Source organism: Geothrix sp., from assembly GCF_020622065.1.
Lineage (GTDB): Bacteria > Acidobacteriota > Holophagae > Holophagales > Holophagaceae > Geothrix.
The window spans coordinates 119,010-132,156 of record NZ_JAHRYQ010000001.1; the positions used below are offsets into that span (position 1 = coordinate 119,010).

Consider the following 13,147-nt stretch of genomic DNA (forward strand, 5'->3'; position numbering starts at 1 on the left):
TCATCTCCTACGGGCGGGCATCGGAGGCGGGGTGGAGCTCGGCGGGCAATTCCAACTCGCGGCCGGCGTTCCAGAGTTCCTCGAGGTTGTAGTGGCGGCGGGTTTCCTCGTCCATGACATGGACGACCAGGTTGCCGAAGTCGAGCAGCACCCAGTTGCCGTTGGCCTCGCCTTCGCGGGAGATGGGGCGCTCTCCATCCGCCAGCTTCAGGGCGTCCTCGATGGCCTCGGCGATGGCGCGATTCTGGCGGTCGCTGCCGCCGCTCATGAAGGCGAAGGTGTCGGTGAAGCTGGCGATGTCCTTCACATCGAGGAGGCGGATGCGGAAGGCTTTCTTGGACCGGGCGGCGTCGACGACGGTCGCAAGCCGGGAATCAAGGGTCATGCGGGCTCCAGAGCAGGCTAACGATACAGGTTTTCGGTGCGGATGGCAGCCATAACTTGGGGCGGAATGCCCCCCGGATCCTGGGCAGGATCCGCCGCCAGACGAAGGCGGAGATCGGTCGAGGCCAGGTCCAATTCGGTGGCGGGAAGCCAGACCAGCTCCCCGGGGTGGCCGGACCAGGACGCGGCGGGATGCAGGCCGGGGACTTCGGGGATCGCGCCGGGCGCGCCGGGCCGGAGAGCCACCGCGGCGGAGGCGAGCTGGAACACCCGCTCGGGCCGCCGCCAACGGGGCAGGCCCGGCAGCTGATCGCTGCCCATGACGAGGATCCAGGCAGCGTCGGGCTCCCGGACCGCCAGGGTCTCGAGGGTGTCCACGGTGTAGCTGGTGCCGCCGCGATCCAGCTCGAGGCGCTCCACCCGACAGCGCGAGTCGAAGGCCCGGAGGGCCTCGGTCAACAGGTGCAGGCGGGCCTCGCCGCCGGGACCGCCGGGGTCGGGCTTGTGGGGGCTGACGAAGGTGGGCACGAAGCGCAGCTCATCCAGCTCGAGGTGATTCAGCGCGAGCCGGGCAAGTTTCAGATGACCCTCATGTGGGGGATTGAACGCCCCCCCGAGCAGGCCGACGCGCACTACCGGGCCTCTTCCTTGAGCTCTTTGAGTTCCTTGAGGGCGGCGTCCACCGCGAAGGCGAGCTCACGCAGACCCTCGCCGGTGACGCCCGAGATGAAGACGGGCTTCTGGCCCCGCTCGGCGCAGAGGGCCTCGAAGGCCTTCCGCCGGTCCTCGTCCTGCAGGGCGTCGAGCTTGGTGCCCACCAGCCAGCGAGGCTTGGCGGCCAGCACGGGGCTGAAGGCCTGCACCTCGCCGTCGATCACGCGGATGGCTTCGGCGGGTTCCGTGATGGGATCCGACAGGTCCACGAGGTGCAGCAGCATGCGGGTGCGCTCCACATGGCGCAGGAACTGGATGCCCAGGCCCGCACCGTCCGCGGCGCCTTCGATGAGGCCGGGGATGTCGGCGATGACCCAGCTGTCGAGGAGGTCCCCCCCGAAGCGGTCGAGGCTCACAACGCCGAGCTGGGGCTCCAGGGTGGTGAAGGGATAGTCGGCGATCTTGGGCCGGGCCGCGCTGAGGCGGCTCACCAGGGTGCTCTTGCCCGCGTTGGGGAAGCCCACCAGGCCCACATCCGCGATGAGCTTGAGCTCCAGGTCGAGGGTGCGTTCCTCGCCGTCCTCGCCGGGCTGATGATGGCGGGGAGTGCGGTTGGTGGAGCTCTTGAAGTTCGTGTTGCCCAGGCCGCCGCGGCCACCGCGGGCCACGCAGACATCCTGGCCGTGCTCGAGCAGCTCTGCCAGCACCTCGCCGGTGTCGCCGTCCTTCACGAGGGTGCCGAGGGGCACCTCCAAGAGGACATCCAGTCCGTCCTTGCCGTGGCGCATGCAGCCTTCGCCCTGGCGGCCGCGCTCGGCGGTGAACTCGCGCTTGTTGCGGTAGGGGTTGAGGGTGTTCAGGGCCCGGTTGGCGCGCAGGAACACCGAGCCGCCCTTGCCGCCATCCCCGCCATCGGGACCGCCCTCGGGGGCGAACTTCTCGCGACGGAAGCTCATGGCGCCGGAACCGCCGTGGCCGGCGGCGACGCGGAGCTGGATGTGGTCAAGGAACATGGCGGGTCTTCACTTCCTGTGAGGTGTGGAATAAGCACAGGCCGGGCTTTGCCCGGCCTGTGCGAGGGGGCTCCGGGGGGTGTGCGCGCAGCGCGGAACCCCCGGACAACATCAGCCCTCGATGGGGTCGATGTGGATGAAGCGGCCGCTCTGGCCCTTGTCCTGGAAGCGCACCTTGCCGTCGATGAGGGCGAACAGGGTGTGGTCCTTGCCCATGCCGACATTGATGCCGGCCTTGAACTTGGTGCCGCGCTGACGGACGAGGATGGAGCCGCCGGGGACGACTTCGCCGCCGAACTCCTTCACGCCGAGGCGCTGGGAATGGGAATCACGACCGTTGCGGCTGGAACCGACGCCTTTTTTATGAGCCATGGAAGTACCTCTTAAGCTTGATGTCGAATGGAATGAAAAGGCTTTTCTCTACCTGCGTTCGCCTGCGGCGAACACGGCTGGACTAGGCCTTAATGCTCTTGATCCGAACTTCCGTGTAGCCCTGGCGGTGGCCCTGGGTGCGCTGGTAGGTGGTGGTCTTCTTCTTCTTGAAGATGATCACCTTCTTGGCGCGATCATGGGTGATGACCTCGGCCTCGACCTTGGCGCCCGCCACGGTGGGCTTGCCCACCTTCAGGTCGCCGTCGTTGTCGATGAGGAGGACTTCCTCAAAGGTCACGGCCTGCTTGGGATCCTTTTCGAGCAGCTCCACGCGGAGGATATCGCCCTCGGCGACGCGGTACTGCTTCCCGCCGGTCTTGATGATTGCGAACATGAAAACCTCTTCAGTTGGGGCGTGTGGGCGGCAGTCCATCGGACGCGCTTGGGAGCCCACGGCCAGGGCAAGGCCCATCAGTATGCGGGGAAAGCCCTGTCAGCTCAAGGGAAATTCCTGAAGCCAGGGGCGGTTGGCCTACCGCCCGGGGACATTGGGTTCCGGGGACCGGCCCGGGGATGGGATGATCGGGATCCGGAGATTCCCATGGGCCGTGATTTCCAGACCTTCCTGAAGCAGCTCGAGGCCGCCGGCGAGCTGAGCCGCGTGGCTTCCGAAGTCGATCCATTCCTGGAGATGGGCGCCATCGCCGACCGGGTTTCCAAGGAACCCGGGGGGGGCAGGGCTCTGATCTTCGATCGACCCAAGGGCAAGGCCATGCCCGTGGCCATGAACGCCTTCGGGAGCCTGAAGCGCATGGAGATGGCCCTGGGCGTGGACCGGGAGCCCCGTGGCCTCGATGCCATCGCCGACCGCATCGAGAAGCTGGTGCAGGAGGCCATGCCCAAGCCCGGCACGGGGTTCTTCGAGAAGCTGGCCAAGCTGCCGGTGCTGGCCGAGGTCTCCAACTGGATGCCCAAGACCGTGCGGAAGGGGATCTGCCAGGAGATCGTGCTGAAGGGTGATCAGGTGAAACTCACCGATCTGCCCGTGCTCACCACCTGGCCCGAGGATGGCGGCCCCTTCATCACGCTGGGCATGAGCCACACCCGGAACAAGCAGACGGGCCACCGCAACACGGGCCTCTACCGCCTGCAGGTCTTTGATGACCGCACGCTGGGCTTCCACACTCAGCTGCACCACGATGGCGCGAGGAACCGCCACGGCTATTCGAAGGACGAGCGCATGCCCGTGGCCGTGAGCTTCGGCGGGGATCCGGCCCTCACCTACGCGGCCACGGCGCCCCTGCCGCCCTTCCTCAGCGAGGTGATGTTCGCTGGCTTCCTGCGGGGCGAGGGCATCGAGATGGTGCCCTGCGTGACGAACGACCTGGAGGTGCCCGCCGATTCCGAGATCGTCATCGAGGGCTTCGTGAATCCCGGCGAGCTGCGCCGGGAGGGCCCCTTCGGCGACCACACGGGCTATTACTCCCTGGCCGACGACTACCCCGTGCTGCATGTGGAAGCCATCACGATGCGGAAGAACCCGGTCTTCCCCGCCACCATCGTGGGCCGCCCGCCCCAAGAGGATGCCTACCTGGGCCTGGCCACGGAGCGCATCTTCCTGCCCCTGCTCCGCATGGTGCTGCCGGAGATCCGGGACATGCACCTGCCCGCCGCTGGCGCCTTCCACAACCTGGTGATTCTCTCCATCAAGAAGGAATACCCCGGCCACGCGCAGAAGGTCATGAACGCCATCTGGGGCACGGGCCAGATCATGTTCACCAAGGGCATCGTGGTGGTGGACGAGGACATCGATCCCCATGACCTGAACGAGGTGCTCTTCCGCCTCACCAGCAATGTGGATCCCAAGCGCGACATGCTCTTCACCGAAGGGCCCCTGGATGTCCTGGATCACTCCGCCGACCGCTTCGCCTTCGGCTCCAAGGTGGGCATCGACGCCACCCGCAAGAACCGCCCCTGGGACGGCTTCACCCGCGAGTGGCCGCGGGATCTGGTGTTCCCCGACGAGATCCTGGACCGCATCGGCAAGCGATGGAAGGAATACGGGCTCTGACCCGCATCAGGTCAGAGCCCCCGGAGGGCTAAAGCGAGGCCCGGCTGTGCCGGGCGTCGCGCGGGGGCCCGGGGGGAGGCTCCACCTCCGCGAGCTCAAAGAGCGAGTGGGAGCCACGCCCCGTGTGGCGTCAGGTGGAGGCGCGAAGCGCCCCTAGATCCCGGCCACGCATGCGTGGCCGGGGGAACCCCGGAGAGTAAAGCGAAGCCCGGCTGTGCCGGGCGTCGCGCGGGGGTCCGGGGGTGTGCGCGAAGCGCGGAACCCCCGGAGAACATTAAAACCGGACGGTCACGCCCGCCTGCAGGGCGTTGGCCTGGAAGCCCTTGGCGATGCGGGAATGGAGGAAGCGGGCCTCGGTACCCACAGTGGCATTCCACTGGTAGCCCACCCCGGCGGCCAGCCCGAACTTGGTGGTGTCGCTGGTCTCCTTGAGGGGGCCGAGCTTGGATTCAAAGGACCAGCGAACGACCGCGAGGCCGCCCGTAAGGTAGAGCCCCTCCGGCTTGCCGGCGACGAAGTAGAGATAGTCGCCGCCCAGGCTCAGGTTGGAGGCGGTCTGCTTCACGGAGCCGAAGGTGGCCTCGGGGTAGATGCTGTAGTCCAGCCGGGGCCGCACCATGTGGCCATCGCCCAGATCGAAGGTGCCGTGGACGCCGATGCCGGGGCCCGGCTTGTTGTCGACGAAGTCCTTCAGGTCGCCCAGGGGGAGGTTCACCAGGCCCTGCACGCCGTAGCGCGGGGCCTCGGCCCCGAGGGACAGGGCGGCAGCGGCCAGCGTGGCCAGGGTCAGACGGGGCAGGGTCAGCATGGTTCCTCCCGGGGGCTGGCCGACCCGGGGGATCGGCCATGGCGCGGGACCATGTTCGCATGGCCACGGCTTTGCCGCACCCTGCTCCGAATCCAAAAGAAGAGTTAGAATTAAAGGACCAGCTTGGGTTAGATCGTTCGTGATAGCTCTATTCTTTCCATGAAAAAGGCGCCCGGGTGGGCGCCTTTCCAAAGGGGAGATTCGACTTACTGGGCGCTGTCCGCGCGGCGCTCCTTGAGGCGACCGGCCTTGCCGAGCTTCTCGCGCAGGAAGTAGAGCTTGGCGCGGCGGACCTTGCCGTGGCGCACGACTTCCAGCTTGTCGATGGTGGGGCTGTTCAGGGGGAAGATGCGCTCCACGCCCACGCCGCTCGCGACCTTGCGGACGGTGAAGGAGGTGCGCATGCCGCCGCCCTTGATGCCGATGACGATGCCCTGGAAGAGCTGGATGCGCTCCTTCTCACCTTCCTTCACCTTGACATGCACCTTGACGGTGTCGCCGGGGGCGATGCGGGGAAGGTCGCTGCGAAGCAGGCTGGCTTCGAGTTGATCGATGATGTGGCTCATGTGGGCTCCTGGGCCAGCGGTCCCAAGCCTACGATCAGGCGGACATGGCTCGAAAGTCCCCGGATGGGGAGTCAGTCAGTGTATCCGATAGGCCGGAAAAGGGAAGGGGTCATTCAAGGCGATAGCCCTTCCAGCCCTTCGGTTTGGGTCGCTCCCAGTCCTCCGGATGCTCCACCTGCCAGGCGCACCACTGGGCGGGGCGGTCCAGATCCCGCAGGCGGTCCCTCAGGTAGAGGGTCCACAGGTCGGGCCGCAGGCGCTTCGTCCGGACCATGGCCTCCCGCAGGCGCCAGAGCCGGATGGCCCCGTGATCGCCTCCCTGGAGGACGGCCGGCACCTCCGCCCCTTCGAAGGTGGCCGGGCGCGTGAAGTGGGGATGGTCCAGCAGGCCGGTGGCAAAGCTGTCCTCCTCGGCGGAGGCCCCGTTCCCCAGCACGCCCGGCAGCCAGCGGCAGACGGCATCGATGAGGAAGAGGGCCGGCAGCTCGCCGCCGCTGAGGACGGCCTCGCCGATGCTGAGCTCCTCGTCCACGAGGGCCTCCACCGCCCGCTGGTCCAGACCCTCGTACCGGGTGCAGACCAGGATCAGCTGGTCGAGCCGGGCCAGCTCCAGCACCTTCGCGTGGGTGAGGGGCGGGGCCGCGGGGCTGAAGTGGATGATGCGCCCCGCGCCCTCCCGGGGCACGGACGCCAGGGTGTCCCGAAGCACCTCCGGCCGCAGCACCATGCCCGGACCGCCGCCGAAGGGAGTGTCGTCCACATGGCCGAAGGGGTTGCCGGCGAAGGGCCGGTAGCTGTGGGTGTGCAGTCCATGTCCCAGCTCCCGGAAGGCCCGGCCGGTGATGCCGAGGCGGGCGGCCTCGAAGAACTCGGGGAAGAGGGTGAGGGCATCGACGCGCATCAATGCACCAGGGCGTGGAAGGCCTTCAGGAAGCCCCGGGCGATGAGGCCGAAGCTGGAGGCGAAGTAGACCGTGTTGCCGAGGGAGGCCGCCGCGCCGATCCAGGCCCAGGTGGGTCGTTCCTCCAGGAGGGCGGCGCCCAGGAGGCAGAGGATGGCCGCGGGAAGCTGGTTGCCGAAGGGCAGGGGCACGGGGATGGCCAGCAGGAAGCCGGTCCAGGCGATGCAGGCGCCCACCCAGCGGTGGTTGAGGGGGCGCCGTTCGGCGCCGCGCCAGCGGAAGCGGTCCAGCTGCGCCTCGAGCTTGGCGAGGGCGTTCTTGATGCGGCCCTTGTGGATGGCCTGGTCCTGCACCCGGCGGGGCACCCAGGGATGGGCGGTCCCCCAGGCCAGCTGGGAGCCCAGGGCGATGAGGCCGATGCCACCCACCGGGGCCAGCCCGATGTTCAGGCCCGGGACCAGGCTCGGCAGGGAGAGCAGCAGCGTCAGGAGGCCGTAGGTCTGCTCGCCCGCGGCATCCAGCAGTTCACCCAGCGTGATCTCGCCCTCCGCGTCAAGCAGGGCGTGGAGGGTCTCGAAGAAGGGTTTCGGCGCGGACTGCACCTGTCCAGCATGACCGAAGTCAGCGTGGTTTCGGGTGCCGGCCTTGGCCTTCCCGTACCAGCTGGCCGCAGGCTCCAGCCACATCCTGCCCGCGGCTGCGGCGGACGCTGACGGGCAGCCCGGCATCCGAGAGCAGCCGGCAGAGGGCGCCGATGCGGGATTCCTCCGGGGGCTCGAAGCCGCTGCCCTCGTGCGGATTGAACGGGATCAGGTTGATCTTGGCGGGGAAGCGGCGCGCGAAGGCGGCCAGACGGCGGCCATCCTCCAGGCTGTCGGTGACGCCCTTCAGCAGCACATATTCGAGGGTGATGCGCTCGCCGGACTGCAGAGGGAAGGCCGCGAGCGCCGTCGCCAGGGCCTCCAGGTTCCATACCCGGTTCACGGGCATGATCAAGGAGCGGTGGATGTCGGTGGTGGCATTCAGGCTCAGGGCCAGCCGGGGTCGGCGGGCAAAGGCGCCCAGGCGCTCGATGCCGCTCACCAGGCCCGAGGTGGAGAGGGTGATGCGCCTCGGCGGGATGGCCAGGCCCTTGGGATCCGTCAGTGGTCCGAAGGCGGTCATCACATGATCGAGGTTGTGCAGGGGCTCCCCCATGCCCATGAACACGAGATTGACCGGGCGCTCCGCGGAGTGGCCGTGATGATTCAGCATGGCCACGACCTGGCCCACGATCTCCGCCGCGCTGAGGTTGCGGATGATGCCCATCTGGCCCGTGGCGCAGAAGGTGCACCCCATGGCGCAGCCCACTTGGCTGGAGAGGCAGAGGGTGACGCGGTCGAGGTCTTCAGAGCCCGGCTCCGGGGGTGTAGGTCGCAGACCGGACCCCCGGACGGAAAGCCCGGGGTCAGGCTCGGCCTGGCCCGGGCGCGGGGGCTCCGGGGGTGTAGGTCGCAGACCGGACCCCCGGACGGAAAGCCCGGGGTCAGGCTCGGCCTGGCCCGGGCGCGGGGGCTCCGGGGGTGTAGGTCGCAGACCGGACCCCCGGACGACATAGGGCATGTGGACGCCTTCGACCTGCTTCCCGTCGGCGAGCTCGAACACATGCTTGGTCGAACCATCGGACGACGGCAGGCTCTGCACGATGGCGGGCCAGGCGAGGTCCACCTCGGCCGTCAGCCGGGTCCGGAGGGCCTGCGGCAGGTGGGTGAACTGCTCCCAGCGGGTCCAGCGCTGCCGGTAGAGCCCCTCGAACAGCTGCGCGCCCCGCCATGCGGGCTCGCCGAAGCTCGCGACCAGGGCCTTCAGGGCCGCCAAGTCCAGGCCCGCGGCGTTGGGACGCGGAGCCGAGCCGGCTTCGGGGGCCGGGAGATCCCAGGGCTGAGCCATCGCTAGTCCATCCGGATCTTGAAGGACTTCATCAGGCGCTTGTCGTCTTCCGAGAAGGGCAGGTCGGCGTCCTCGTCCCCCGGGGCCACGATCTCCCGCGACCGGGTTCCCATCGGCGAGGCCTCGAGGATGAGCATCAGGCCATAGCCCTGGGCCTGGATCTGGAAGGTGAGATCCCGGCAGTGGTCGTCTTCCGCCAGGGCCTTGACCAAGGAATCCCCCAGCTCGCTCACCAGATGGTGAAGGTGCTCCGGCAATTCCATGGGACCTCCGCCCCTCCAGGATACCAGTCGTTCCGGGCAGACCCTACAGGCCGAACCAGGCCCGGATCTGTCGCGACCACTGGGCCCGTCGGGATTCCTTCGGCGCCGAGGCCCCGGACGCGTAGAGGGCCCGGTGTTCGATGAGGTCCAGTAGCCGTTCCAGCAGCTCCGGCTCCCGCTTGAGGGAGGCCTCGAAGGCCTCTTTCGGGAGCTCGGCGACCTCGGCTTCCGTGAGGGCGACCACGGTGGCGTTCCGCGGGGCGCCCGTGAGCAGGCTGGCTTCGCCGAACCACTGACCCGGCCCGAGTTCCGCCAGGGGTTTCCAGAAGATCCCGGTGTAGGGCTCCAGGCGCTCCTCGGCCCGCACCACCTGGAGGGTGCCACGGTGCACGGCGAAGAGCGAATGGCCGGGATCGCCCTCCCGGATGACGCCCTCTCCCGGGGCCAGCACCCGCAGGCGGAGGTGGCCGCGGAGATCCTCGGCCCAGTGGTCCGGCAGGCCCAGCTGGCGGACGAGGTCGTGCATCAGGGCCGGTTCCGGCAGTGGCTCCGGCCGCGCCACCAGGGGAGTCGGGCCGTGGGGGCCCATGAGCCGGAAGCCCTCCCGCGGCAGCACGGTGGCGGCCAGGCGCGTGGCCTGGAACGCGGCCTGGCGCCCGTGGCGGAATCCCAGGGCCCAGAAGCGCATCTCCAGCACGGCACCGCCCAAGTCCGAGCTGTGGACCACCACCTCGGGCCGGTGCTGGGCCGGGTGCGGCAGGCCCCCGAGGGCCCGGGTGAGGTGCTCCAGGGCGGCATGGAGGTCCGGGCGGGGCTCGACGATGACCTTGGCCGTGCGGCGGTGCAGGCCCGAGGGCACATAGAGGTTCGTCACCACGGCCTGGGCGATGGCGCGGTTGGGCAGGATGTCCATGTCGCCGTTCTCGGTGCGGAGCTGCACCGTGCGCCAGGTCATGCTCTCCACCTGCCCGATGAGGGTCTCCCGGCCGGGGCCGCCCCGCAGGGTGCCCGTGATCTCCACCCAGTCGCCGACCTGGAAGGCGGGATCCAGGTGGAGGGAGATGCCGGCGAAAAGGTTGCCCAGCACCTCCTGGAGGCTGAGGCCCACCACGGCCGCGGCGATGGCGCCGGTGCCCAGCAGCTGGCCCAGGCTCACCTGGAGCACCTGGCGCAGGATGCCGCCCGCCGCCACGAGGTAGAGCACCACCACGAGGAGATCCCGCGCGAAACCCGGCGTGGCCGTCTTCCGCTGGCTCAACAGGGGGTCGAGCAGCAGGAAGGAGACCAGCCGGATGGCCCCGTAGGCCAGGACGGACCAGAGGATCACATCGGCCGCGCGGTGAATGATGGGATGGGAGCTCGTGCGGGGCAGGACGAAGGCCGCCGCCAGCAGCAGCAGGCCGAGCAGCACCCAGGCCGCGATCCGGCGCGGGGCGCTGACCTTCTCCCTCAAGTCGCGAAACATGGGGAAGAGGATACGCTCATCGCTCCCGGAAACGCGCCACGGCCCGCGCGGGATCGCCCTCCCAGAAGGGCCGGATGGCGGCGATGCCCGCCAGCCGGGGGTGATCGAGAGCCGGGGTGTTCCGTGGATCCACGCCGCCCAGGGCCAACAGCCGGGGCCCTCCCGGGGGAAGCCGATCGAGAAACCGGCGCAGCCGCTCCAGGCCCCAGGGCTCACCCTTGCCGGGGCTGGGGAAGATCGGCGACACCAGCAGCTGGTCGGCGCCGCGCCGGGTGTCCCACTGATCCTCGTGATGAAGGGGGCGCGAGAGGGGCACCAGCCCCGGCTCCACCTCGGGATGGGCCTCGGGGGCGTGGAGCCCGCACCCCGCGGCGAAGGCCACATCCAGCCGGCCGGCCACCCAGAGTTCGACGCCGGGCGCCTGATCCTGGCACCACCGCGTCGCGTCCAGCAAGGCACGGGCCTCCAGTTGCTTCTCGCGGAGGAGGAAGGCGTCGACCCCGGAGCGCAGCACGGCCGTCCAGCGGTCGCGGTCGAAGCCCAGGCCCGGGGTGATGGCGAGGAGGATCATCCGAAGAGGCTCTCCAGCGCGGCGCGATCGAGCTTGGGGATGGCCATGACCGCCGCGTTCTCGACCACATGCTCCGCCCGCCCCATGCCGCAAAGGGCCGTGGTGACGCCGGGGCAGGAGCGGGTGAACTGCAGGGCCGCCTGGGCGGGTGTGCGGACCCCCAGGGCTTCGGCAAACCCGTCCGGCAGCTGGCGCAGGATGCGGGCCTGCATGATGGAGGCCGAGGTCTGGACGGAGAGGCCGCAGGCCTGGGCGGCCGCCAGGGGCGTCATGGCCGTGCCGTCCATCACCTGCGTGGGGGCCAGGAAGGCCTCCGGCAGGGCCAGGTTGAGGGGCAGCTGGATCCAGCGGAAGTGATGGTCCCGGCCCCCGGCGGCCTGGGCGGCCGCCAGCAGGCGGGCGAGACTCAGGTGCCCGTCCTGCCCGGGCGGCACCCGGAAGCCGTTCCAGGTGGCCACGCCGTAGGCGCGGATCTTCCCAGCGGCCACGAAGCCCTCGCAGGCCTCGAAGGCCCGGTCGATCATGGCGTAGAAGGCCTCCGGACCCAGGTGGGGCAACTGCTGCTCGGGATTGTGCAGATGGAACAGGTCCAGCGTCTCGAGACCCAGGGCGTTCCGGCTGATGTCCAGCTGATGACCCAGATACTTCGGCGTCAGGGCGTGGCAACCGTCCACCAGGTCGTCCACGGAAAGGATGCCCGGCCCCTCCAGCACCCGGTGGAACCAGGCCCGGGGGCCCTCCTCCGTTCCCCCTTCCGGCATGGGGAGGTAGCCCGCCTTGGTGGAGATGAAGAACGCATCGCGGGGAAGGTGCCGGAAGGCCGCGCCCAGGGCCCGCTCCGACCGACCGCCGCGGTAGTTGGCGGCCGTGTCGAAGACCGTGCCCCCCGCGGCATGGAAGGCCTGGGCGGCCTCGGCGTAGGCGGCATCGGCGGCGTCCGTGGACGGGCCCAGGTAGGTGCCGAGGCCGAGGGTGCTCAGCTGCATGAAGGAACCTCCGGCTCCAGTCTGGCAGCGTCGGATCAGGGGCCCACCACCACCGTGGCGATGGCCCGGATCCGCATCTCCGCCAGGGGGGTGGCCACCACATGGTAGGTTCCCGGCGTGGTCGGGGCCGTGTAGCGACCGTCGCTGGTGAGGATGCCGCCCATGCCCCGGCCCTCGAGGATCCACCACTCCACGGGCCGCTGGCGGGGCGGTAGGCCCCCCACGGTGGCCGTGAAGGTCGCGGTGGCGCCGGGTGCGAGCGAAAGGGTGGCGGGGCTGATCTGGACGGTGGCCTTCACGGGGGTCGTGGCGGCGAACACCTCGATGGAGGAGGTCTGGACCAGGGTCGGGACCGCGACGCTGCGCATCTGGACCTGGACCGTGGCGGGCTGGTCGGGAAGGGTCACCACGCCATCGGGGTTGACGCTCCCCCCGCCCGTGATCGTCCAGGCGAGCCGCGTATCGGAGATGCCCGAGAGCCCCTGGGTGAGGGCCACCGTGGTGGCGCCGGGGAATCTGCCCCCTCCGAACGACACATGGAAAGCCGGCTGGCTCGGGGCCTCCACGATCACCTGGACGGTCTTTTGAAGGCTCGGGTCCGCCAGGCTGGTGGCGGTGATCGTGCTGGTGCCGGGGAGGGATGGCGCCGTGAAGAAGCCGTCCGCGTCCAGCTGGCCGGCGCCGCTCAGGCTCCAGGCGACCGCGTGGTTGCCCAGGTTGTTGAGGGGGGCCCTGAACAGCTGGGAGCCGCCCACGGCCAGGTGCAGGGGGCCGCCCGGGGTAATGAAGATCTCCGGCGTGCCGGCCACCACCTGGATGGTCGCCGTGGCCTGGTTCTCCCCTCGACGCGCGGTCACATGGTAGGTGCCGACGGTGGCGGGGGCCGTGTAGTAGCCCTGCGCATCGATGGTGCCCCCGGAGGCGCCCTCGACCACGGCCCAGCTGACGGTGAGGGGCTGCCCGGCGTCGTTCGTCGCGGAGAACTGGAAGCCGTCCTCCGTGAGCATGATCGTCCCGGTCTGGCTGAGGTGGAGGCCGCCCCCGCCGTTGGAGGAACCGCCGCCGCCGCAGGCGAGGCTCCCCAGGAGCGCGAGCAGGAACAGGGCGCGGAGGAGGAGCGTCATGGCGGGCATCCTAAGCAGGGACTTCCACCCGCATGGTAAA

The 13,147-nt window shown here is 69.5% G+C and carries 16 protein-coding genes; 1 reads left to right on the forward strand and 15 read right to left on the reverse strand.

Annotated features, from left to right (window positions below; all coding sequences use genetic code 11):
* Window positions 1-7: 7 nt before the first annotated feature.
* From rsfS to rplU, 5 genes are all read right to left on the reverse strand, one after another.
* A complete protein-coding gene (rsfS, locus tag QZ647_RS00590; RefSeq protein ID WP_291270327.1) occupies window positions 8-385 on the reverse strand; it encodes a ribosome silencing factor in 378 nt (125 codons plus the stop codon).
* Between the two features lie 17 nt (window positions 386-402).
* On the reverse strand, window positions 403-1,017 hold the full coding sequence (nadD, locus tag QZ647_RS00595; RefSeq protein ID WP_291270328.1) for a nicotinate (nicotinamide) nucleotide adenylyltransferase: 615 nt from the start codon (window positions 1,015-1,017) through the stop codon (window positions 403-405).
* The gene (obgE, locus tag QZ647_RS00600; RefSeq protein ID WP_291270329.1) at window positions 1,017-2,051 is read right to left on the reverse strand and encodes a GTPase ObgE; all 1,035 of its coding nucleotides are present in this window, start codon (window positions 2,049-2,051) and stop codon (window positions 1,017-1,019) included. The genes nadD and obgE overlap by 1 nt, the downstream gene beginning before the upstream one ends.
* A 111-nt stretch (window positions 2,052-2,162) precedes the next feature.
* A complete protein-coding gene (gene rpmA, locus QZ647_RS00605; protein WP_286354286.1) occupies window positions 2,163-2,423 on the reverse strand; it encodes a 50S ribosomal protein L27 in 261 nt (86 codons plus the stop codon).
* An 82-nt stretch (window positions 2,424-2,505) separates the two neighbouring features.
* Window positions 2,506-2,817 carry a 50S ribosomal protein L21 gene (gene rplU, locus QZ647_RS00610; RefSeq protein ID WP_286354285.1) on the reverse strand — a complete coding sequence of 104 codons (312 nt, stop codon included), beginning with the start codon at window positions 2,815-2,817 and terminating at the stop codon, window positions 2,506-2,508.
* Window positions 2,818-3,024: 207 nt separating this feature from the next.
* Between rplU and QZ647_RS00615 the strand changes: the two genes are divergently transcribed.
* Window positions 3,025-4,494: a menaquinone biosynthesis decarboxylase gene (locus QZ647_RS00615; protein ID WP_291270330.1), complete on the forward strand. Its 1,470-nt coding sequence runs from the start codon at window positions 3,025-3,027 to the stop codon at window positions 4,492-4,494.
* Between the two features lie 274 nt (window positions 4,495-4,768).
* On the opposite strand, the gene QZ647_RS00620 is transcribed toward QZ647_RS00615, so the two are convergent.
* From QZ647_RS00620 to QZ647_RS00665, 10 genes are all read right to left on the reverse strand, one after another.
* The gene (locus tag QZ647_RS00620) at window positions 4,769-5,302 is read right to left on the reverse strand and encodes an outer membrane beta-barrel protein (protein WP_291270331.1); all 534 of its coding nucleotides are present in this window, start codon (window positions 5,300-5,302) and stop codon (window positions 4,769-4,771) included.
* Between the two features lie 206 nt (window positions 5,303-5,508).
* Complete coding sequence (gene rplS, locus QZ647_RS00625; protein WP_286354282.1) at window positions 5,509-5,868, reverse strand: 50S ribosomal protein L19; 360 nt, start codon at window positions 5,866-5,868, stop codon at window positions 5,509-5,511.
* A gap of 109 nt (window positions 5,869-5,977) precedes the next feature.
* A complete protein-coding gene (gene trmD, locus QZ647_RS00630) occupies window positions 5,978-6,769 on the reverse strand; it encodes a tRNA (guanosine(37)-N1)-methyltransferase TrmD (RefSeq protein WP_291270332.1) in 792 nt (263 codons plus the stop codon).
* Window positions 6,769-7,455 carry an exopolysaccharide biosynthesis protein gene (locus tag QZ647_RS00635; protein WP_291270333.1) on the reverse strand — a complete coding sequence of 229 codons (687 nt, stop codon included), beginning with the start codon at window positions 7,453-7,455 and terminating at the stop codon, window positions 6,769-6,771. The genes trmD and QZ647_RS00635 overlap by 1 nt, the downstream gene beginning before the upstream one ends.
* Window positions 7,391-8,698, reverse strand: a complete 1,308-nt coding sequence (gene rlmN, locus QZ647_RS00640; protein ID WP_291270334.1) for a 23S rRNA (adenine(2503)-C(2))-methyltransferase RlmN — start codon at window positions 8,696-8,698, stop codon at window positions 7,391-7,393. Before rlmN ends, QZ647_RS00635 begins: the two co-directional genes overlap by 65 nt.
* A gap of 2 nt (window positions 8,699-8,700) precedes the next feature.
* On the reverse strand, window positions 8,701-8,961 hold the full coding sequence (locus QZ647_RS00645; RefSeq protein ID WP_286354278.1) for a hypothetical protein: 261 nt from the start codon (window positions 8,959-8,961) through the stop codon (window positions 8,701-8,703).
* A 43-nt stretch (window positions 8,962-9,004) separates the two neighbouring features.
* Window positions 9,005-10,426, reverse strand: coding sequence for a mechanosensitive ion channel family protein (locus tag QZ647_RS00650; RefSeq protein ID WP_291270335.1), 1,422 nt, complete (start codon window positions 10,424-10,426; stop codon window positions 9,005-9,007).
* 16 nt (window positions 10,427-10,442) lie between these two features.
* Window positions 10,443-10,997: a thiamine phosphate synthase gene (locus tag QZ647_RS00655; RefSeq protein WP_291270336.1), complete on the reverse strand. Its 555-nt coding sequence runs from the start codon at window positions 10,995-10,997 to the stop codon at window positions 10,443-10,445.
* The gene (locus QZ647_RS00660) at window positions 10,994-11,983 is read right to left on the reverse strand and encodes an aldo/keto reductase (protein ID WP_291270337.1); all 990 of its coding nucleotides are present in this window, start codon (window positions 11,981-11,983) and stop codon (window positions 10,994-10,996) included. The genes QZ647_RS00655 and QZ647_RS00660 overlap by 4 nt, the downstream gene beginning before the upstream one ends.
* Before the next feature lie 35 nt (window positions 11,984-12,018).
* Complete coding sequence (locus QZ647_RS00665; RefSeq protein ID WP_291270338.1) at window positions 12,019-13,107, reverse strand: hypothetical protein; 1,089 nt, start codon at window positions 13,105-13,107, stop codon at window positions 12,019-12,021.
* Between the last annotated feature and the right edge of the window lie 40 nt (window positions 13,108-13,147).